The sequence below is a fragment of the Vibrio rotiferianus CAIM 577 = LMG 21460 genome, assembly GCF_002741985.1.
Classification (GTDB): domain Bacteria; phylum Pseudomonadota; class Gammaproteobacteria; order Enterobacterales; family Vibrionaceae; genus Vibrio; species Vibrio rotiferianus.
This window is the reverse complement of the sequence record NZ_APHW01000013.1, coordinates 1-20,830: the sequence shown is the minus strand read 5'-3', so window position 1 is coordinate 20,830 and position 20,830 is coordinate 1. Positions and strand designations below refer to the sequence as shown.

At 45.8% G+C, this 20,830-nt stretch carries 15 protein-coding genes; 9 read left to right on the top strand and 6 right to left on the bottom strand.

Annotated features, from left to right (window positions below; translation table 11 throughout):
- Positions 1–100 precede the first annotated feature (100 nt).
- From B853_RS05695 to B853_RS05680, 4 genes are all read right to left on the bottom strand, one after another.
- A complete protein-coding gene (locus B853_RS05695; RefSeq protein ID WP_038885457.1) occupies positions 101–952 on the bottom strand; it encodes a dimethyl sulfoxide reductase anchor subunit family protein in 852 nt (283 codons plus the stop codon).
- Positions 952–1,581, bottom strand: a complete 630-nt coding sequence (locus B853_RS05690; RefSeq protein WP_005433785.1) for a DMSO/selenate family reductase complex B subunit — start codon at positions 1,579–1,581, stop codon at positions 952–954. The genes B853_RS05695 and B853_RS05690 overlap by 1 nt, the downstream gene beginning before the upstream one ends.
- Entirely contained in the window at positions 1,581–4,028 is a 2,448-nt protein-coding gene (locus tag B853_RS05685; protein ID WP_038885458.1) for a DmsA/YnfE/YnfF family dimethyl sulfoxide reductase, read from the bottom strand. The genes B853_RS05690 and B853_RS05685 overlap by 1 nt, the downstream gene beginning before the upstream one ends.
- A gap of 522 nt (positions 4,029–4,550) precedes the next feature.
- On the bottom strand, positions 4,551–5,855 hold the full coding sequence (locus B853_RS05680; RefSeq protein WP_010447782.1) for a MipA/OmpV family protein: 1,305 nt from the start codon (positions 5,853–5,855) through the stop codon (positions 4,551–4,553).
- Between the two features lie 264 nt (positions 5,856–6,119).
- On the opposite strand from B853_RS05680, the gene B853_RS05675 reads away from it, so the two are divergent.
- From B853_RS05675 to B853_RS05655, 5 genes are all read left to right on the top strand, one after another.
- Positions 6,120–6,470, top strand: a complete 351-nt coding sequence (locus B853_RS05675; RefSeq protein ID WP_038887717.1) for a VC1380 family protein — start codon at positions 6,120–6,122, stop codon at positions 6,468–6,470.
- A gap of 9 nt (positions 6,471–6,479) precedes the next feature.
- Positions 6,480–8,420: an alkaline phosphatase D family protein gene (locus B853_RS05670; protein ID WP_038887720.1), complete on the top strand. Its 1,941-nt coding sequence runs from the start codon at positions 6,480–6,482 to the stop codon at positions 8,418–8,420.
- 143 nt (positions 8,421–8,563) lie between these two features.
- The gene (locus B853_RS05665) at positions 8,564–9,004 is read left to right on the top strand and encodes a tellurite resistance TerB family protein (protein ID WP_029560965.1); all 441 of its coding nucleotides are present in this window, start codon (positions 8,564–8,566) and stop codon (positions 9,002–9,004) included.
- A 264-nt stretch (positions 9,005–9,268) separates the two neighbouring features.
- A complete protein-coding gene (locus B853_RS05660; RefSeq protein ID WP_038887722.1) occupies positions 9,269–11,761 on the top strand; it encodes a reprolysin-like metallopeptidase in 2,493 nt (830 codons plus the stop codon).
- Entirely contained in the window at positions 11,758–12,078 is a 321-nt protein-coding gene (locus B853_RS05655) for a hypothetical protein (protein WP_038887724.1), read from the top strand. Before B853_RS05660 ends, B853_RS05655 begins: the two co-directional genes overlap by 4 nt.
- A gap of 57 nt (positions 12,079–12,135) precedes the next feature.
- Here B853_RS05655 and B853_RS05650 read toward each other — a convergent pair whose 3' ends face one another.
- Together B853_RS05650 and B853_RS05645 are read right to left on the bottom strand one after the other, a co-directional pair.
- Entirely contained in the window at positions 12,136–12,666 is a 531-nt protein-coding gene (locus B853_RS05650) for a 3'-5' exonuclease (protein ID WP_010447770.1), read from the bottom strand.
- An 82-nt stretch (positions 12,667–12,748) separates the two neighbouring features.
- The gene (locus tag B853_RS05645; RefSeq protein WP_038887725.1) at positions 12,749–14,290 is read right to left on the bottom strand and encodes a sensor domain-containing diguanylate cyclase; all 1,542 of its coding nucleotides are present in this window, start codon (positions 14,288–14,290) and stop codon (positions 12,749–12,751) included.
- A gap of 285 nt (positions 14,291–14,575) precedes the next feature.
- Between B853_RS05645 and B853_RS05640 the strand changes: the two genes are divergently transcribed.
- From B853_RS05640 to B853_RS05625, 4 genes are all read left to right on the top strand, one after another.
- Positions 14,576–15,208, top strand: coding sequence for a DUF2760 domain-containing protein (locus B853_RS05640; protein WP_005434042.1), 633 nt, complete (start codon positions 14,576–14,578; stop codon positions 15,206–15,208).
- Complete coding sequence (locus B853_RS05635; RefSeq protein ID WP_038887727.1) at positions 15,208–17,172, top strand: Hsp70 family protein; 1,965 nt, start codon at positions 15,208–15,210, stop codon at positions 17,170–17,172. Before B853_RS05640 ends, B853_RS05635 begins: the two co-directional genes overlap by 1 nt.
- 56 nt (positions 17,173–17,228) lie before the next feature.
- Positions 17,229–20,039: an Hsp70 family protein gene (locus tag B853_RS05630; protein ID WP_038887729.1), complete on the top strand. Its 2,811-nt coding sequence runs from the start codon at positions 17,229–17,231 to the stop codon at positions 20,037–20,039.
- Positions 20,040–20,171: 132 nt separating this feature from the next.
- Positions 20,172–20,830 (top strand): IS4 family transposase (locus B853_RS05625; RefSeq protein ID WP_128826825.1); only part of this gene is annotated, 659 nt, incomplete at its 3' end.

The following is a 20,830-nucleotide window of genomic DNA, read 5'->3' as shown; positions in this document are numbered from 1 at the left end:
CTTCGATTAAATGAAACGGAACAGAGGTGGGACGAACACTCGCCCCACTCTGCTAATTGTTATCAGTACAAATAATGGTTATCAGTACAAATAACGGTTATTAGTACAAACCAGATGTAAAGTGCATGCCGTAGAACACGTTACGACCCAGAATCTCTGCAACGAACAAGGCAACGAATGCCACGATAACCAGCAAGTTCTTCTGGCGACCTTCTGCGGTAAACAACTCAGCGAATACCCAAAGAGCAGCAGCAACCACAAGCAACAACACATGACCAGCAACATAGCCAGATAACATAGTGATTTGATCTAAGCCACTGTGAATCGCGGTCGAGATGCCTGCGAAGTGAATCGTCTGCATCACTGAGAAAGCTAGGTTCAGCGCAATCAGGCTTACACCAGCCCACATTAGGCGACGATTGGTTTTCTCAGCCGTCACGTCCAATACATTGATCAGCGTGTAACCAAACATCAGACCTGAAGTCACGACCGTGAACCAAAACGCAACTGTTGTCATTGGTGAGTACCATGCTGGCACTGTCTCGATTTGGTAAACATTCGCCATCGCGAACATGAAAATCACGCCAACCGCGATAGACAGCCAGTTCACGATTTTACGAACGCCTTCGCTGCCCATTTTTAGAATCGTTAGCAACCAGTACAAACCCGCTAGAGACAGAAAGCTTGCACCCGTTAAGATCTCGTTAGATAGCGCTGCACTGCCAACTCGGTTTAATGCGTTGAAGGCACGAAGCGGGCTACCTAAGTGAGTTGTTGAGAACAAGAAACCCAATCCCATTACAACCAAAATAGCGAAACGAGCGATGTTCATACGAGGCTCTGTCACACGTGGTGGCTTACCGAATTTCTCGAACGCGTTAACCGTTAGGTGCGCGCCAACCGCGGTTTGAGCAAGAACCGTAAAGGCAACTAATGGTGCTTCGTATAACATTATTTCACCTCTCTTGGATTCTGTAGGAAACCAGTGCGGTCATTGGTTGGACGACCATTTGGATTTAGCTTCACGATCAAGTTCGGGCTAGTAATGCGAGAATCTGGCAGTGGTGCCACATCCGCGTTTGAACCGTATTTCGCGCGTAGCTCATCAATTGGGCCAAACTCAATCGCACGTAATGGACAGCTATCAACACACACTGGCATTAAGCCTTCTGCGACACGTTCATAACAGCCATCACACTTAGTCATGTGACCTTTTTCTTCGCTGTATTGAGGTGCGCCGTAAGGACACGCCATGTGACAAGATTTACAGCCGATACACACGCTTTCATCGACAACAACAAAGCCGTCTTCTTCACGCTTGTGCATGGCACCTGATGGACAAACCTTGGTACACGCTGGGTTAGTACAGTGGTTACAAGAGATCGATAGGTAGTACGCGAACACGTTTTGACGGAACGCGCCGTTTTCTTCTGTCCAGTTGCCGCCTACGTACTCGTAAACACGACGGAAGTTACGGTCGATACCCAGATCTTTGTTGTCTTTACAAGAGAGCTGACATGTTTTGCAGCCAGTACATTTGCTTGAATCAATGTAAAAGCCATACTGCTTCGCTGTGCTCATTATTTAGCCCCCATTTTCTTAATTAGCGTCACTTCAACGAGGTTGGTATGGCTCGGGTTCGATTTTGCCAGCGGGCTTGGACGTTGTGTTGTCAGCACGTTGATTGAACCCGCTTGGTCAACACCTTTTGCGTTTGGTGCGTACCATGCGCCCTCACCTAAGCCAACCACATGCGGCATGATGCGTGGGGTCACTTTTACACGAACGTTCATTTCACCGAACTTGCTGCGCACGCTGACCAAATCGCCGTTATCAATGTTGCGAGAAGCCGCATCGACTGGGTTGATCCAAAGCTCTTGTGGTGCTGCTGCTTTTAGGATGTCGACGTTGCCGTACGTAGAGTGCGCACGTGCTTTGTAGTGGAAACCCGTCAACTGAAGCGGGAACTCTTTACGATCTGGCGAATCCCAGCCGTTGAACGTCGAAACGTATTCAGGCAATGGCTTGATGGACTCATCTTCGTCCAGTTCCCATTCTTCATTGATCTTCGCGAGGGTCTCTGAGTAGATCTCAATCTTACCTGACGGTGAAGGCAACGGATTCGCTTCTGGGTCACGGCGGAAATCTTCAAACGCCACATATGGACGGTCGAATTGCTTCTTGTAGATGCCCTGCTTTCTCATCTCATCGTAAGACGGCAGGTTTGGATCGTTGTTTTGTTTAACGGTCTGAGCATACATCCACTTAAGCCACTCTTCTTGAGTGCGACCTTCAGTAAATTCATCAAACACGCCCATGCGCTTCGCCACACCAGACATGATGTCGTAGATTGGCTTACATTCGAAACGAGGCTGAATCGCTTGGCTTGCAAAGATGAAGTAAGGCATTGACGCTGCCGCACCATCCATACAGAAATCCGATTGCTCTGAGGTTGTACAGTCTGGCAGTACGATATCGGCATACTTCGCAGAAGAGGTCATGTGGTTGTCGATCACCACAATCATTTCACACGCTTTTTCATTTTGAAGAATGTCGTGTGTGCGGTTGATGTCTGAGTGTTGGTTAATTAGACAGTTACCTGCATAGTTCCAGATGAACTTGATGTTGTTTTGCAGCTTCTTAACGCCTTTGATGCCATCAGTAAGATCGGTCATCTCAGTGCCACGGAAAATCGCGTCTGTCCAAAGGAACATTGGGATAGAAGCGCTGATCGGGTTTGGTACTTTCGGGAAGCGTTGGAATGGGTAAGAGTGGTTACCCTCACGAGCACCAGTACCACCGCCTTGTAGACCAACCTGACCACGAAGAAGAGACAGCATCATGATCGCTTTACACGCTTGCTCACCATTTGCTGAACGTTGTAGACCCCAACCTTGGGTGATGTAAATGCGTTTTGCATCGCCGATTTCACGCGCAAGTTTCAAGATCACATCTGCAGGAATACCTGTGATTGGCTGTGCCCACTCTGGTGTTTTCTCGATACCATCTGGACCTGTTCCCATGATGTAATCTTTGTAGCTGCCGTTTTCTGGCGCTGACGCTGGCAGAGTTTTACGGTCGTAACCCACACAGTAGCGGTCAAGGAAGTCTTGGTCGACTTTATCTTCGCTAATCAATACATGTGCGATAGCAGCGATCAGTGCTGCGTCAGTACCATGCTTGATTGGTACCCATTGGTCTTCACGACCCGCGGCAGTATCGGTGTAACGAGGGTCGATACAGATCGTACGAGTGTGGTTGATGTTTTTTGCGTCCACGTAGTTGTGAACCTGACCACCACCCGACATACGAGTTTCTGCGGGGTTGTTACCAAACATCAAACAAAGATCTGCGTTTTGTACGTCGTCAATCGAGTTGTTGTCTACCCAAGTGCCGTAGAAATACTCAGACATACATTCAATGTTCGCTGCTGAGTAGTCACCATAGTGGTTCAGGTAACCACCACAAAGGTTCATCATACGGGCAACCAATGTCGCGCTTGGATCCCAACTCTTGGTTACCGTACCACCCAAGGTACCCGTACCGTAGTTTAGGTAAACCGCGTCATTACCGTAGTCTTTAATGATGCGTTTTAGGTTGTCACCAATGAGGTCAAAGGCTTCGTCCCAAGTGATACGTTTGAACTTACCCTCACCGCGTTTACCAACACGCAGAAGTGGGTATTTCAAACGGTCTGGCGAGTAAACACGGCGACGCATAGAGCGACCACGCAAACAAGCACGTACTTGATGGTTGTGGTTATACACATCATCACCCGTGTTATCGGTTTCTACCCATTTGATTTCACCGTCGACCACGTGCATACGAAGCGGACAACGAGAACCACAGTTTACGGTACATGCCGACCAGACAATTTTTTCATTTGGTTTTGCTGGCGTTTCTTTGGCAACCGCTTTAGTTGCAAACGGGAGAGAAAGCGCGTTTCCTGCTAACGCCAAAGCGCCAAGTGCAGAACCACCCTTTAAAGCATCACGCCGAGTAATATTAAACTTACCATTTTGACTCATGGTTTTTTCCTAAATTACGTTTTTGAATTTGGTAGTGGCACTTAATTAATGGCTTTAAGTGGGGAAAGAACACTCGTTAGAAATAAAAGACATTGAGATTGTATTTTCAAAATAGGCATTCATTGAAAATATCTAATTTCGTTTTAATTAATACACAAGGCAAATCAAAACAGTATTTCTACAAAACCATCAATTAAGCCAGAACGCACAAGCCTTGAGCAACTAAGGCATGGCGGCCTACCACTATCAATATCCTTATAGATTCAGAGGTTAATAAGTTTGATACCAGTCAATTTATAAAAACGACAAGACGTAATCTTATATTTCATTTCTAGGTTTTTTATTAATGGATTATTAATAGGTCAGAGAGGTGTCAATTTAATTAAATATTCAAATAGCTTTGCAATTAAATAAATAACCAGCACAAATAGAGGGGAATGAAAATAAGAACAATTACTAATTATTTAAATTAAAAAAGCCTCATTTTAATATGAGGCTTTTGGTATTTATTTTGAGCTGAGATTAAAAATCATACTGGAAGTAGATCGTGTTGTAGTTACTGCCACCTTTGATGCGGCCAAACTGGGAAGCACTTTCGAAGATAGCACTACGGTGATGCAACGAGTAACCGACCCACATGTTTTCCCAGTCTTTCTGGTTAAACAGATCGCCTACATTCACATCAAATGAGAAATCCAGATAGTTCAGCAAATTACTTGCTGTGTAACCCTTCTCTTCCATCTCAGTATCTTCGATGTAAGTAATGTTATCGATGTACGACATCCCTTCAGCTACGCCAAAGCGCCACTTAGTTGGCCAATTAAACGTATAGTACGCCTTAATCGCCATCACATACTCAGTACTGGACGATTGAACCTCCGATGACCAATGGTGCACAAGGCCTGGCGTCAGATAAATATCAAGCGGGAAGCCAAATATTTCATCCGTCAAAGGGTGCCCATAGAAGAGCGACGTCAACTGGTTGTTGTACTCATCCTTTTCGGCATTGAATTTAAAAATATCACCGATATTGGATGGCGTTGCCCAACCGTGTGCAACACGCAGATACGGGCGGTTACTCAATTCAGATTTAAGCTCCTTACCCTTGTCGTTAAAGAAGCCAAAGCCAATAAAAACTTCACCTTGGTAACGGTCTTCGACAATCTTGCTGTTATATGCGGAGCTATCTAGTCTTGTAACGCTGGTTTGCCCGAGTAAATAAAGGTTTGAAATAACATGGTATCGGGCTTTGACACCTAGGTTTGCATCTATACCAGCACCGATCCGCTCTCCTGTCACATCGGAGAATGAGTAGTAGGCGCTATTAAAATCAGCATCTTTGTAGCGGAAGGTTAAGGAGGGTTCGAGCTCCCAATCACCGAACTCATAGTTAGCAGCAAGACGGAAGTTAGAGTGAAACTGAAACTCATCATCAGTCATTAATTCCACTTCTGTTCGCCAATTGTCATCAAAACGGTATTGAAGCTGAGCACCGAAATCAACACGATCCCCTTCAAATGCATTTTGTACCGACTTAGGTATATCGAGAAAACGTAAACGAGTAATACCACTGACTTGCCAAGGCGAGTCTTCCTCGTCATATAGATAAACCCCACCTTCAAGCCCGCGGATATAAACATGCTCATTTTTGAAGAACATCATAGGCACAAAGGTGCTAACGGTTGAGTCATCATTCGCAGTATAAAAAGGTATCGCGGCTGTACGATACATAGCTGCAATCCCCCACTCTTGTTCTGATGAGGATAAAGCGGGCAAGGAAACAGCAGATGTTGCCAAGAGAGCCACTGCTTGTGTTGTTTTCTTCATAAGGTTCCAAAGGGAAAATTGGTTGATAAAAAGCCAAACGTTCTCAGAATGCTATTTTAAGCTTATGTTATTTAAGTATTAGCCGTTACAATAATCGTAACTAATATTGCGCTAACTTCACAGACTTTATGTCAGGTGCATTAGTAAACAGATGTGCCAATAAGTTTTGTGGTAAAGAGTTAAGTGTTCTGTTCATTGTCGAGTGACTAGAGCGCTGTACTTATAGAAATGCGTATAGATTAAACCCAACCTAATGAAATTAATGTGAAAGCTTCCGAACTCATCACCGTTCTTAACGATTTATCTCAACAAAACGATCCAGATATCGTAATGGGAGAATCCTGGCTACCCGAACGGTTAGTTAGTACACAATTAGATGGTGATCTTCTTTTTCTTCAGTTTGATAACGCTCCAGAAGAAATACAAGGAGAGGAGGAAGGTCGCGGATTTGTTGAGCATGAAATCGATCTGATTCGCACTCGCCTGCAACAAATTCTCGATGAAGATAGCGACAGTGCATCAAAAGCTGACGCGATGTTAGGTTTATTTCTGATGGGACATGAACTTAGCAGCTCACAAGTTATCGAAATACTCGAAGAAGATTCAGAACAATAAGGAACCGCTTTGCCAACATTGCTCAGTACCAACGAACTTTCCTCCCTTCCTCTGATTGTTGCCGGTCCGATTTTAAGAAAAGTCACCGCGATGGAAGTGAACATTTGGTTGGTGACAACCCAACCTCTCGAAGGCTTGGTTGAAATCAGCGATGCTAGCACTGGTGAACAATACTATTCCCAGCCAGTATCAACAGAGTATCTATTGCAAGTTGGCGAACGCGCTTGGGTTTGTATGCTGACACTTCAAGGCAAATTTCCTACCCATAAAGCACTGCGTTATCAGCTCCATACTCAATCCGGCTTGCTAACCGAGTTGATGCCCCATCTTATCTATGGCGAAGACAGGCAAGCAGCGCAAGGTGTCGAATTTTTAATTAGCGAGAAAGCTGATTATGTACTGCACGGCTCTTGCCGAAACCCACATCATTTTAGTAAAGACACACTAGTCCAAGCAGACGCCAAGGTTGCCAGCCAGCAAATCACTGAGCGCCCTGACATGCTGCTCATGAGCGGCGACCAAATCTATGCCGATCATGTGGCTGGGCCGATGCTGGATGCCATCGAACAATTGGTAGAGCTATTAGGCTTGCCTGATGAAGAATTCGAACAAGCGCCGATTAAAAACACGCAAGAACTGTATCAAAGTCCAGATTGCTTTTATGGCCGAGATAACATCCTGCCCCACTACGTAGATGATGGCAGTTTACTCACCAAGCTTTTCCCTCATCGGGGAACACCAATTTTCAGCTCGCGTGAATGTGAAAACCACTTAATCAGCTTTGCTGAGCTTTTTGCAATGTACCTACTCGTTTGGTCTCCAGTACCTTGGACGTTAGTCAATCGCGAACGTTTATTGGATAGACAATTCACGACCGGCGGAAAAGCGCTCGAGCCAAAATGGCAGCAACATTGGCGTGATGAGAAAGTCCATATCGATGCATTTATCGAAGGCTTAGATAAAGTTCAACGTTTGTTGGCACACGTCCCAACTTACATGATCTTTGATGACCATGACGTTACTGACGACTGGAACCTGACCGTTGGCTGGGAAAAATCCGCCTACGAGAATCGCTTCTCCAATCGTATTATCGGTAATAGCTTAATCGCGTATTGGTTATGCCAAGGTTGGGGAAACGCACCAGAAAAGTTCGATGCACCTTTTATTGAACATGCGCGCCGTTACTTTGATGAACTAACGCCTGAGTCTCAAGACAACTTCATCCAATACTTATATCGATTCGAAGACTGGCACTATACCATCCACACTTCACCCAAAGTGGTGGTGCTAGATACCCGAACTCGTCGCTGGCGCTCGGAATCACGCATGAACAAACCATCTGGCTTGATGGATTGGGAAGCCTTGATCGAGTTCCAGCAAGAACTGATGCATCAAGACAAAGTGATCGTCGTCTCGGCTGCGCCAATGTTCGGTGTAAAGTTTATTGAAACACTGCAACGCATCATGACCAGCTGTGGCCAACCGCTGCTGATTGACGCAGAAAACTGGATGGCTCATCCGGGCAGTGCGAATACCTTAATCAGTATTTTCACTCACACTAAAACGCCGACCAACTTTGTGATTCTTTCCGGAGATGTACACTACTCTTTCGCGTACGACATCAAACTGCGTTTTCGCCGCAATAGTCCGAACATCTACCAAATCACCTGTAGCGGGATTAAGAACCAATTTCCTGCTCAATTGCTGTCAGCTTGTGATGCGATGGACAGACTTTTGTACAGCCCCCGCTCACCGTTGAACTGGTTTACTAAACGTAAGCGTCTGAAAATTTTTAAACGAGCCCCAAGTAATCACAACTTCTATCGATTAGTAAATCAAAGCGCAATTGGCGAGCTGAGATTAGATGAAAATGGTAAGCCAAGTAATATCAGCATTTTAACTGGCGAAGGTAACTCAATACATTTCCCACCAACGAAGGTTGAGGAATAAATCCACTTTTTAGTGGTCAAATTCTGTATTGAGCAATAATGTCCTCTCATTCGTATGAGATCTTGGTCAAATCTCATCAAGACCTTGAGATTTGTTCAAACCAATACCATCTTAACCAAATAGATAACAGCTTGGTGCTTAACATGTTTAATTCGCTTACTTCATTATTTAAACAACTTATTGAAGGCTCAGACCTTAGCCAATCCAACACGCTGTCACCCAATATGGCAATAGCATGTCTCCTTTGCGAGGTAGCTGGGGCAGACAGCCAAATCGATGAAAAAGAGCAAGCTAGCAAACACTCTTTAATTATGAAGTTACTTTCGCTGACGGAAGAAGACGCCAGTACACTGCTTACTCAAGCTCAAAGTAAATCAGCGGAATCGACTTCTCTTTATGACTTTACTTCACAACTGCGCGAGCTTTCACAAGAAACTCGCTATGAGCTTATCAAGAGTATGTGGGAAGTGGCGTACGCTGACGGTGAAATTGATCCATTGGAAGATGCCGTCATTCGCAAAACAGCAGAGCTGCTCTATGTCGACCATAGTGAGTTCATTCGTGCAAAACTTTCCGCGAGTTAGCATACGGCTAAACATCTTTAAAGCTAATCAAAACAAGAGAAAACGCCCCTATTAGGTAGCTGAAAGTGACCAATTTTTCATTGAGCCTACGTCAGCAACGTTGTTTTTAGCTGCCACTATTCTGTAAGCACATTAAATAGGGAAAAAGCTAGAACTTGATTACGTAAATCACTGGTTGCATTTATAAATTATTGATCATTCACCGCATCTATAATACTTTCATTAGACATTTAACTCTTACAATACATACATCAGAGAATGGTAATGAAGTACAACAAGTTAGTCGGCGTAATATCCCTGTCATTGATGTTTAGTACGGATGCCTTATCCAACGACCTTTGGCAGTCTGTTTTTTCCGAAAGATCAACAAGTAGCAAATCATCAACGACCTTTGCCGTTGATGCGGGCAAGTTAAAAAGTCACTTTGCAAATGGTCAAGCTAGGGGTGATTTAACGCTTCAGGTGCCTTTACCTAATGGAGAGCTAATTGACTTTGTTTTAGCCTACGACTCCATCCTCTCACCTGACATGCAGGCAAAATATCCAGAGTTAAGAACGTACGCTGGCCATGCCGTTGGTGATACCAGTATACAAGGCCGATTCGATTACACGCCGAAAGGGTTCCACGGCATGTTTCTCCACAATGGAGAGTACGTCTACGTAGAACCAAAGCCCGATGGTTCAGGTCACTATGTGTCTTACAACCACAAACTCTCTAGCCCATTCCAGGATCAGGTTTTAGAGAATAACCAAGCAAAAATGGCGCAAAATCGGCTTACCTCCCGCGCAAATATTGAGTCACGTACTTACAGGCTGATCGTCTCAGCAACTGGTGAATACTCACAATATCATGGTGGAACAGAATCCTTGACTCGCTCTGCGATCACGACAGCCATCAACCGAGTAAATCAGGTATATAAATCAGACTTAGCCGTGCAGCTTGAGCTAGTGAATTTCAATATATATACCAATGCAGCGACGGACCCGTTTACCGACTCTGATGCAGGGATCGACATTGATCGCAACCATGATGATCTGACGAGGCAGTTTGGTAGTGACGCATTCGATATTGGTCATATCTTTACCACTGGTGGCGGTGGTTTGGCCGCGCTAGGCTCAGTATGTGATGATTTTAGGAAAGGGGCTGGTGTCACAGGCCGTGACGTCCCAGAAACCGATGCGTTTTATATTGACTATGTTGCCCATGAACTCGGTCACCAGTTTGGTGCAAACCACACATTCAACGGCAATATGTGGAATTGCGAAGGCTCAAACCGCAACAATCCAACCGCTTTCGAGCCCGGAAGTGGTAGCACGATCATGGGATATGCTGGTATCTGTGGCGATGATGATTTACAAGTTAACTCAGACGCCTACTTCCATGCCGCCAGCATCAAAGAGATCAACGACTATCTTGCAACTCAAAGCTGTGGAACCGTAAATACTTCCGCAACCGAAGTACCCGTAGTCAATGCAGGTAGCAACTATACCGTTCCAGCCAGTACACCTCTGGTACTAACTGGCTCAGCAACAGGCACTGGCAGTCTGACTTATGTATGGGAGCAGATGGACTCTGGTACGGGCACCTCAAATTTAACAAGTGATTATGGCAGCGGCCCTCTATTCCGTTCTTGGATGCCAACAGCCGAGCCTACGCGTTATCTACCAAGGTTGGAAGATGTGGTGGATGGTACACTGGCAAAAGGTGAAACATACGCGACAACCAGCAGAGATTTAAACTTCAGGCTCACGGTAAGAGATGGTAATGGTGGTGTGTCGAGTGATGATACTTTGGTAACAGTCGATCGTAACAGCGGACCTTTTGTTGTAATCACACCTACAGCAGGCTCAACAATATTGGGGAGTTCAAATATCGAATGGGACGTAGCTGGCACTGCTCAATCCCCGATAAACTGTTCTGCCGTTGATATTCGACTATCAACCGATGGCGGTGTGACATTCGATCAAACCTTGCTCTCTGCGACCAATAATGACGGTTTGGAATCGGTAAGCTTCCCTGCTCAAGCGTCTAACAATGCACGTTTGATGATCCAATGTAGTGATAATATCTTCTTTGCTGTTTCGAAAGGTTTCTCAGTTGCGGTACCAGAAGAAGTAAGAGCGGTTGATGATGCCTACGCGATTACTCAAGGCAGCGCTGAAACATCATTCAACGTACTTAATAACGATAAAGGTGAAGGCACACTTAAGATCACTGCAGCTAACTACAGTGGTGCAGGTATGGTTTCTCATACAGATACAGTGATCAACTACCAACCTCAAGCGAGCTTTGTTGGGAGTGAAACCATCACTTATTCAATCGTTGATGGTGCTAACCAAACGTCGACAGGAACACTGACCGTTACAGTTAATTCCAACACTGCCGAGATTTCAGCACTAAATGACAGCTATGATCTTGACCACAATAGCTCAGCAACAGTACTCGATGTATTAGCGAATGATGCGGGGCAAGGTACATTAACGATTAGTGCAATACATTACACTGGTAGTGGCTCAGTCATTAACTCAGGAACAGAAGTCAGCTATCAACCTGCACAAGGCTTCTCGGGTATTGATTCATTTACCTACACGATAACCGACGAGACATCTCAAACGGTTACCGCAATGGTAACAATCAATGTTGCGGCAAAGCCGAGCACTGGTGGTGGTTCATCATCTTCAAGCAGCAGCGGCGGTAGCTTAAACTGGTTCGGTTTACTCATGCTTGCAGCATTTTGGGTGAGGAGAAATAAATGATTAAAGCAATTCTTCCCTTTGCTCTGGTTGCCATGACTGGTTGTGCTGCCGAAAAGCAAGTAGAAGCGGATACACAGAAAGCGCTCAACGCGGAAGATTACCGCCTTTTTCAGGTGCCTGGACGTGGTAATGTTCTTCCGGGTATAGAGACTGAAGAAAGAGCGTTCGCTGCTAAGTTATGCGGGGTAAAAATCATCCAAGGAATAAGTGATATCGTAAGAGATGATGAAGAGTTAGAAAAACGAAAGCTTTTAACCCAATATGCCGCGGAATATAACCTGAAAATTTATCCAAAGTGCAAAAAAGCTAAGCAGTAAAATGCAATTTAATCACTTCAAATAGAAAAGGGAGCTCATCGCTCCCTTTTTACATCTCTATAGCATGGTCAGTGCAAGTTTCGCTAAGTTATAAGCGTCCACATAACCGGAGTGCTGGCGACCTTCCCACTCAATCCCTTTCGCTTCTTGTGCCGCTTTATGGCCAATTCGCTTGTCTTTCAGGCGATTTTGAATTCGGTACAAGGTAGCTAGGTTAATGAACTCAGTAAATGGTGCATCAATGCCCTTCTGTTGGCACTCTTCAAGCAGGATAAGATCATCACGCCCCCAAGAAGCGTAGATCTTGTTACGACCACCAAAGTTCTTCAACATCGACTTAAGCACCTCTTCTAGAGGTCGGCCCTGCTTTTCAATCTTACGTGGGGTAATGCCCGTTAACTCTACACAAAATAGCGAGACCTCATCATGTTCCGGTTTCACGTAGTATTGTGCGCGCTTGACGATTTCGCCTTTAGACAAATCTATTTCCGCTAGACCTACTTCGATGATCTCTCCAGTGCGGCCAACGCCGTTCTCACTCCAACAGCACATTTCTAAATCAAAGCACACGACACGGTTATGATTCATAGTTTGTCTTGATTCCTAGCGTAAATTTGAAAGCGTTGGATTCTACCGTAACCAATATCAAAACTCGAACTTGCTCGCTGAATTAATCAGCAATCGACACTAAGTTTCGTCCATTTTTCTTACTAAGGTAGAGTTGTACATCCATTTTTTGAAAAAGAGCTTCCGGATCTTCACCATCATGAAGTGCAGCACCGATACTGAGAGAACACAACACGATACTCTCTGAATACTCCATTGGTGAACTTGCAACGATACCACGAAGTTTTTCAAGATAAGCTTCCAAACTCGGTTTATCCGTCACGCGACTAAGAATACAAAACTCATCACCGCCGGAACGGTAAAATCTATCACCTTTGTTCAAATTAGCAGAGACAAGCCTAGTCACATGAATTAACGCTTCATCACCAACCAAATGGCCGTGCTTGTCGTTAATCTGCTTGAAACAATCGATATCAAAACCAATTAAGGTAAAGCCAACGCCGTCATTAATGAAATGCAGCAAGTGATCATTAAAAGCTCGTCGGTTATATAAGTGTGTAAGAGGATCACGCTCTGCCATCGATGTTAACTCACGAGTTTTGGCTTCTAACATCTTCGCAAGACGCTCCTTCTCGCGGGATTGTAAGTTAACAATGTAAGCAACAAGGACAGAAATAATAAGACCACCAAAGGCGATACCATAAAGTACTGAGCGATCCCAAGGAGAAACCATATCCGTTAATTTGAATTCAATTAACCAATCTCGATTAGGAAGCTGGATGGTCTTCTTGATGATAGCGCCATCGTGAGAATCCCAATCTTCGCTTTGAAACAGCACCGGATCATCGTATGCGTCAAAACCAAGATCGCTTACTTTCACTAGCATCTCTAGTTCGGTAGCCGTTTTAGTGATCAAATCATCGAAATAAACAGTACTACGCACTACCCCGACAACAACCCCTAGCAGCTCCCTACTTTCCTGCTCGAAAACTGGGTGATAGACCAAGAGCCCTGTTTTATCTAACGAACGGTCATAGCCATCTTGTAAAAGGCGAACTTTATCTGAAATGTTAGCCCCACCACTGGCAATGATGTCTTCCAGAATCAAATCAAACCTTAGCCTCGAGGAATAGAAGCCAAGTAAATCGATATTTGATTGTGTTCTAGGGTAAATATCAGAAGCGATATAAACAGGTTTATCATCAGGAAGTATGTAACCGAAGGTCTTGGGCTGATCTTTAGGAACCGTAAACACCTCAAAATTCGGGAACGTTTTTCGCACTTGCTTTACATGTTCAGGTAGCTGTTGAGGCGTGACTTTTTGCATCCACTGCAGACCGATTAAGCTCGGAGAGCTATCGATAACTTGGCGAGCAAAAATAGGAAATCTGTCCCAGTGCTTTTTGTCTATCGAATGAAAGAAATTAGCGCCAGAACCGATGAAGGCCAAATCAGTTTTTACGTAAGTTTTTAAAGACTCAGCTTGTCTCTGAGCTAAGCTATCAAAAATGGTAACGGTGTACTTTTGCTGAATCACATAGGCGACGAAAACAAATACCCACGTAATGATCACGGACGCCCCAAAGGCAGACAATGTTGCTTTGTAGCGAGAGAAAAAAGGTTCTTGAAGTGTATTTCTAGTCATGCCCCATCCACGTCAAAAGCGTGTTTAACGTCGTTTGCTGTACGATACTGCGCCAGAGGTGTGTAAACATCAAGCAACATTGCACTTATCTATATCTAATCGTTGATTTTTCATGCTAATCATGAGGTATATTCATGAATTATTACAGTCTTAAGCCTTGAATATGCTAACATCCGCCATCATTTTAGTGTCTAAACTTGGTGCAGATCGCAAAGCCGATCCTTTTAGTTAATAAATATGAGCCAATACTAAGCGCCAATAAATCAATAGAAAGAGAAAAATGTCATGAACATTGATTTGAACCTAATTCCTCAAACGTTCGATATGCTTCACGCAGGCCTTGCGGCTTCGAGCGTTTTACTTCTTCTTATCGCAGTATCTCGTAAATCTAAAGTGATCGAGAAAGTGGTAGAAAAACCAGTCGAGAAAATCGTCGAGGTTGAGAAGCCAGTCGAGAAGATCGTTGAAGTAGAAAAAGTAGTGGAAGTTGAGAAAGTCGTAGAACGTGTTGTAGAAGTTGAATCGAAACTTGCAACGGCATCTACAGACTCTGCAATGCAGCTACTTTCTATCATGCAGCAAGAAGCTCGTCTGATTGACTTCCTAAAAGAAGACCTAACGTCATTCTCTGATGAAGAGGTGGGCGCAGCTGCTCGCGTAATTCACACTGGCGGTCAGAAAGTACTGAACGACTACGTGACGCTTGCACACGTTCGCAACGAAGACGAAGAAACTCGCATTACGGTTGAAGAAGGCTTCAACCCACAAGAAATCCGCCTAACAGGTAACGTAACAGGTAGCGCGCCATTCAACGGCACACTAGTTCACAAAGGTTGGAAAGCAACATCAATGACGTTGCCTAAACTTGCAGAGAACTACGACGCATCTGTGATCGCTCCAGCTGAGGTTGAGCTTTAATGGAACACATGAACCAAGAAAACCATTCTCAAGAAGCGTCTGTTGAAACTCAGCAGACGCCTAAATTCAGTGTCGGTATCGACTTGGGTACAACACACTGTGTGATGTCTTTTGTTGATACACACGACGAAGATGCTCGCGTTGAAGTAATGCCTATCCCGCAACTTACTGCGCCAGGCACAGTAGAGACTCGTAGCCAATTAGGCTCTTTCCTATACCAGCCGCACGAGCACGAAATGAATCCGCAATCACGCGTTCTTCCGTGGTCGAGCGAGCCAAAAGCTCTGGTTGGTGCGATTGCACGTAACCTAGGTTCAAAAACACCAATTCGTCTTGTTGCAAGTGCGAAATCTTGGCTTTGCCACGCTGGTGTGAACCGTCGTGATGCATTCCTGCCAGCAGGTAGCCCAGAAGAAGTAGAAAAAGTATCCCCTCTTCGCGCGACAGAGCTTTACCTAGAGCACCTAAAAGATGCTTGGAATCACACCAATCCAAATCACAACCTTGCCGATCAAGACGTGACTATTACGGTTCCTGCTTCTTTCGATCCTGCTGCTCGTGATCTAACTGCAGAAGCAGCACGCAACGTTGGTTTCGTGCACCTAACGCTTCTAGAAGAGCCACAAGCTGCACTTTACAACTGGATCGATAACAGCAACGACAAATGGCGCGACGAAGTTGAAGTTGGCGACATCGTGCTTGTGGTCGATATCGGTGGTGGTACAACCGACCTTTCTTTGGTTGAAGTAACTGAAGACGACGGCAACCTAACTCTGAACCGCATCGCGGTAGGTGAACACATCCTACTTGGCGGTGACAACATGGACCTTGCACTTGCGTACCGCTTGAAGATGAAGCTAGCGCAAGAAGGCAAAGAGCTACAGCCATGGCAAGTTCAGGCGATGACGCACGCATGTCGTGACGCTAAAGAAGCGCTATTGAACGACAGCGAGCTTCAGTCAGTGCCAATCGTGGTACCAAGCCGCGGTTCTAAACTGCTTGGCGCAACGTTGAAAACAGAACTGACTCAAGAAGAAGTACAACAAACACTGGTTGACGGCTTCTTCCCTCAAGTTGCGATTACTGACCACCCTGTTCAACGTAACCGTGGTGCACTAACGCAAATGGGTCTGCCTTACGCACAAGATGCAGGTATTACTCGTCACATTGCAGCGTTCTTGTCTAAGCAAGCCAATGCTCTTTCTGCGTCAGGAAATGGCGGCGAAGCAGCAGCTCAAGATTTCAACCCATTCGCTAACATGCCTGGTATGCCAGGTGCGGATGCAGCGCAGTCAGCTGACTTCATCAAGCCAACGGCAATCCTATTCAACGGTGGCGTTCTGAAATCGAAACTTCTAGCAACTCGTCTAGAAGACACGATCAACGAATGGCTACTTGAAGCAGATGCTGAAATGGCGAAACGCCTAACAGGTGTGGATCTAGACCTTGCAGTTGCTAGCGGTGCGGCTTACTACGGCTCTGTACGTCGTGGTCAAGGCGTTCGTATCCGTGGTGGTATTGCTTCGGCGTACTACGTGGGTATCGAAAGTGCAATGCCTGCGATTCCGGGCATGGCGCCTCCAATGGAAGCACTTTGTGTTGCACCATTTGGTATGGAAGAAGGCTCAAGTGTTGACGTACCGAGCCAAGAGTTTGGTTTGATCATCGGTCAGCCAGTTAACTTCCAATTCTTCGGCTCAACCGTTCGTCGTGATGACCTAGCGGGTACTCACCTAGACTACTGGGCACCAGAAGAGCTTGAAGAGCTTCCAGAAATCCAAGTAACGCTGCCTGTATCTGAAGGTCGTCGTGAAGGTGAAGTGGTTCCAGTAACTCTAGCTTCTCGCGTGACAGAGCTTGGTACGCTTTACTTAGAAGCCATTGCCGCTGATAACGGTCAAAAATGGCATGTTGAGTTCGATGTACGCGAAGACGCGAAAAACGACTCAAACGAAGAAGAATAAATAGAAAATCAAACGGCATCCAATCGGGTGCCGTTTTTAAATACACGAAGGTTTGTATGGCATCTCCTCGTTTTCTTGTTGGTATTGACCTTGGCACCACTAACACTGTGGTGGCGTACTGTGAAGTCACCGACAACCTTGAACAATCCGAAGTATCCCTATTCGACATCGATCAATTGATTGGTCCGGGTGAAGTGGTTCGTAAGCCACTGCTGCCCTCTTTCCGCTACCACCCTGCGGTTGGTCAAATATCCCCTTCTGACCTGACACTTCCTTGGGAAAACGAACCTGTATCTGGCGACATTAGTAACGTGATCGTGGGTGAATGGGCTCGTGAATTAGGCGCAAAGGTAGAAGGACGTCAGGTATCCAGTGCAAAAAGCTGGCTATCGCACCAAGCAGTGGATCGTAGCTCAGATATTCTTCCTTGGGCTGGCGCGCAAGACGTAGATAAAGTCTCACCTGTCATTGCCAGTGCAAGCTACCTCAACCACATTCGCCAAGCATGGAACTACCGTCACCCTAGCAACAAGCTAGAAGACCAAGATGTGGTTGTGACCGTTCCAGCGTCGTTCGATGAAACCGCTCGTAAGCTCACGCTTGAAGCGGCTGAGCTGGCGGGTTTAAAGAAAATCGTCCTGCTCGAAGAACCACAAGCGGTCTGTTACGACTGGTACGCACGCCACCAGCAAACCGCAGCCGATGAGCTCAAAGAGCTGCCACTGATTCTGGTGTGCGATGTGGGCGGTGGTACTACCGACTTAAGCTTGATTGAAGCAAGTTTCTCTTCACAAAATGAGCTAGCCCTTGATCGTATTGGCGTTGGCGAACACTTGATGCTTGGTGGTGACAACCTCGACTTAGCACTCGCGCACCTTGCGGAAAGCCGCTTCAATCAAAGTAAGAAGCTCACTGCAGCAAGCCTGACTAAGCTGATTCAGCAAACGCGTAAAGCGAAAGAGAACCTGCTTTCAGCGAATGCACCTGAAGAAGTGAAAATCACCATGCTGGGCAGCGGCTCAAAACTTCTTGGCGGAACAAAGAGTATTGGGCTGAGCAAACAAGAAGTGCACCAAATCGCTTTAGATGGCTTCTTCCCGCTTTCTGATTTCAGTGAAGTACCAGACAAACGCCGCAGCGCCGTTGTCGAGTTTGGTCTTCCATACGTTGCTGACCCTGCGGTGAGTAAGCACGTTGCCGAATTCTTAACGACGCATCAGCAAGTGTCTCGTGCCGCTCTTGGCATTGAAGACGACAAACAAAATGCCATTCCAGTCGGTTTGCTACTCAACGGTGGTGTGTTCAACAGCGAGCTTGTGACTGAGCGTGTCACTACCCTCCTTTCCGATTGGCGCGGCGCACCAGTTACGGTACTAGATAACCCACATCCAGATTGGTCTGTTGCGCTGGGTGCCGTTGCCTTTGGTAAAGCACGTCGTGGTGCGCAGCTTAAAATTGGTGGTGGCGCAGCGCGTTCTTACTTCTTGCATCTTCAAGAAAAGAACAAGATGGGTAAAGCGCTCTGTTTGCTTGCAAAAGGCACAGAAGAAGGACACGAGATCCGATTAAGTGGTCGTCGCTTCTCGCTTACCCTAGGTGAACCCGTTCGCTTTAACCTGCTGACTTCTACCCACGACACCTTAACCAATAACACCGCTATTCAAAACGGTGTGATGGTTGACGTTGATCCGGACTTGTTTGCGCCTCTGCCGCCTTACATCACCACCCTTGAAGGTGAAGGTGCCGAACTGCAAGCCAACCAGAAAGAGCGCGTAGAAGTGCAACTGGCGTGTCAGTTGACTGAAGTCGGCACGCTTAAGATGGAATGTGTCAGCGCAGAAGACGACAACAAACGTTGGGAGCTGGAATTCGAAGTTCGTAACAAGCAAACCGACGACAGTGAACAAGTTAAACTTCACCCTAAGTTGAACGAATGTAAGGAGCTGATCGCTCGCCTTTACAGCGGTAATAAGAAAAGCGCGGAAAGCAAAGAGATCAAAACCTTAGCCAAAGATCTTGAGAAGAAACTTGGCAAGCGCGACGAATGGGATTTCACGACCCTACGTCAACTGTTCGATACCTTTGCACAAGGTCGTAAGCGTCGTCGCCGTTCTGAACAACACGAGAAAAACTGGCTTCGTTTGGCTGGCTTTGCACTGCGTCCGGGCTTTGGCGATCCAACCGACTCATGGCGCATTGAGCAAGTTTGGGGTCTCTACCAACAAAACATTCAGTTTAAGAACCATCAAGGTTGGACTGACTGGTGGGTATTCTGGCGTCGCATCGCAGGTGGCTTGAGCCAAGAGCAGCAAGAGACCATCTTGGCGGACATCGCGAAATACCTACACCCTGGCGCGATGAAAAACCCACAGTCAGCCAAAGCGGCACAAGACATGGGTTATGAATCCATGGTTCGATTAGCGGCATCGCTTGAACACCTAGAAGTCGAAGACAAAGTTCTATTAGCAACGTGGTTCTTGAGTAAGGCAATCAACCATAACCAGTTCGAACAAGCGCACTGGTGGGCAATGGGTCGCTTAGCATCACGTACGCCTTTGTATGGCAGCCAGCACAATGTCATTCCTCGCGAACAAGCGGAACAGTGGCTACCTAAGCTGTTAGAGCAGAACTGGCAGAAAGAGCCAATGATCGCGTTTGCAGCCGTAATGATTTGTCGTAAGACGGGCGACCGCCTATTCGATATCTCTGACGACTACCGTGAACAAGTTCTCACTAAACTGAAGCAAAGCAAGGTGCCTGAATCTTGGGTTTCACTGGTTGAAGAAGTCAAAGAGCTATCTGAGAGCGAATCGAAGCGTATCTTCGGTGATGCACTCCCAAGCGGCCTGACGTTGGTAAATAACTAGGCTCTCACGCTTATAAACGCAACAAAGCCCTTCTCGTGAAGTAACTCCGATCAGTTAAGCAAATGATCAGTTGAACGATCCTGTGGTTGGTTGAAAATACCCTCAAGCATTTCATGTTTGAGGGTATTTTTTATGTTGGCTCACTGGCTTATTGATGTTGATGACTTCGCTTCTCCTGATTCACTTGCGCTTTTTCAAAAAGAGCTTCCATTGGAATGGATAAAACAAGCGCTTGATGAAACGAATAAAGCCAGCATGAGAAGACGAAAGCTACCTGCTGAGTTGGTCGTTTGGTTGCTAGTCGGTATTGGCTTGTATCGCGACAGACCTATTACTGATGTTTTGGAGAAGTTAGACCTAAAACTATCCAACTCTTTAGGTGAATCCATTGCTCCAAGTGCTATTCCTCAAGCCAGAAAACGTCTCACGGCAGGGCCACTAAAAGCCCTATTCACTATGACGGCTCAGCACTGGACTAAGTCCGAAGATAGCGAGGATAAATGGTTTGGTTTAAGACTATTTTCAGTCGATGGGACTCAATTTAGAACTCATGATAACGAGGCGCTTGCTAATCACTATCAGTACGTTAAGCACAGTAAAAGTCGTCACACCGAGTACCCTGTTGTAAGGCTATGCGCGCTTTGCTCTCTTCGTAGTCGTTTACTCCATGATGTTGCTTTTGGTCCTAGTTCAACAGGAGAAGTGAGTTACGCAAAACAGTTAATATCATCAACGATGCCTAACTCCCTGACGATCTTTGACAGATGTTATTTAAGTGCCGAGCTAATGAT

What these genes read in the sequence shown, in the direction of transcription:
- B853_RS05650 (WP_010447770.1), bottom strand. Translation starts at nt 12,666, where the DNA reads ATGAATCATAACCGTGTCGTGTGCTTTGATTTAGAAATGTGCTGTTGG.
- B853_RS05630 (WP_038887729.1), top strand. Translation starts at nt 17,229, where the DNA reads ATGGCATCTCCTCGTTTTCTTGTTGGTATTGACCTTGGCACCACTAAC.
- B853_RS05660 (WP_038887722.1), top strand. Translation starts at nt 9,269, where the DNA reads ATGAAGTACAACAAGTTAGTCGGCGTAATATCCCTGTCATTGATGTTT.
- B853_RS05680 (WP_010447782.1), bottom strand. Translation starts at nt 5,855, where the DNA reads ATGAAGAAAACAACACAAGCAGTGGCTCTCTTGGCAACATCTGCTGTT.
- B853_RS05665 (WP_029560965.1), top strand. Translation starts at nt 8,564, where the DNA reads ATGTTTAATTCGCTTACTTCATTATTTAAACAACTTATTGAAGGCTCA.
- B853_RS05655 (WP_038887724.1), top strand. Translation starts at nt 11,758, where the DNA reads ATGATTAAAGCAATTCTTCCCTTTGCTCTGGTTGCCATGACTGGTTGT.
- B853_RS05690 (WP_005433785.1), bottom strand. Translation starts at nt 1,581, where the DNA reads ATGAGCACAGCGAAGCAGTATGGCTTTTACATTGATTCAAGCAAATGT.
- B853_RS05695 (WP_038885457.1), bottom strand. Translation starts at nt 952, where the DNA reads ATGTTATACGAAGCACCATTAGTTGCCTTTACGGTTCTTGCTCAAACC.
- B853_RS05645 (WP_038887725.1), bottom strand. Translation starts at nt 14,290, where the DNA reads ATGACTAGAAATACACTTCAAGAACCTTTTTTCTCTCGCTACAAAGCA.
- B853_RS05640 (WP_005434042.1), top strand. Translation starts at nt 14,576, where the DNA reads ATGAACATTGATTTGAACCTAATTCCTCAAACGTTCGATATGCTTCAC.
- B853_RS05635 (WP_038887727.1), top strand. Translation starts at nt 15,208, where the DNA reads ATGGAACACATGAACCAAGAAAACCATTCTCAAGAAGCGTCTGTTGAA.
- B853_RS05685 (WP_038885458.1), bottom strand. Translation starts at nt 4,028, where the DNA reads ATGAGTCAAAATGGTAAGTTTAATATTACTCGGCGTGATGCTTTAAAG.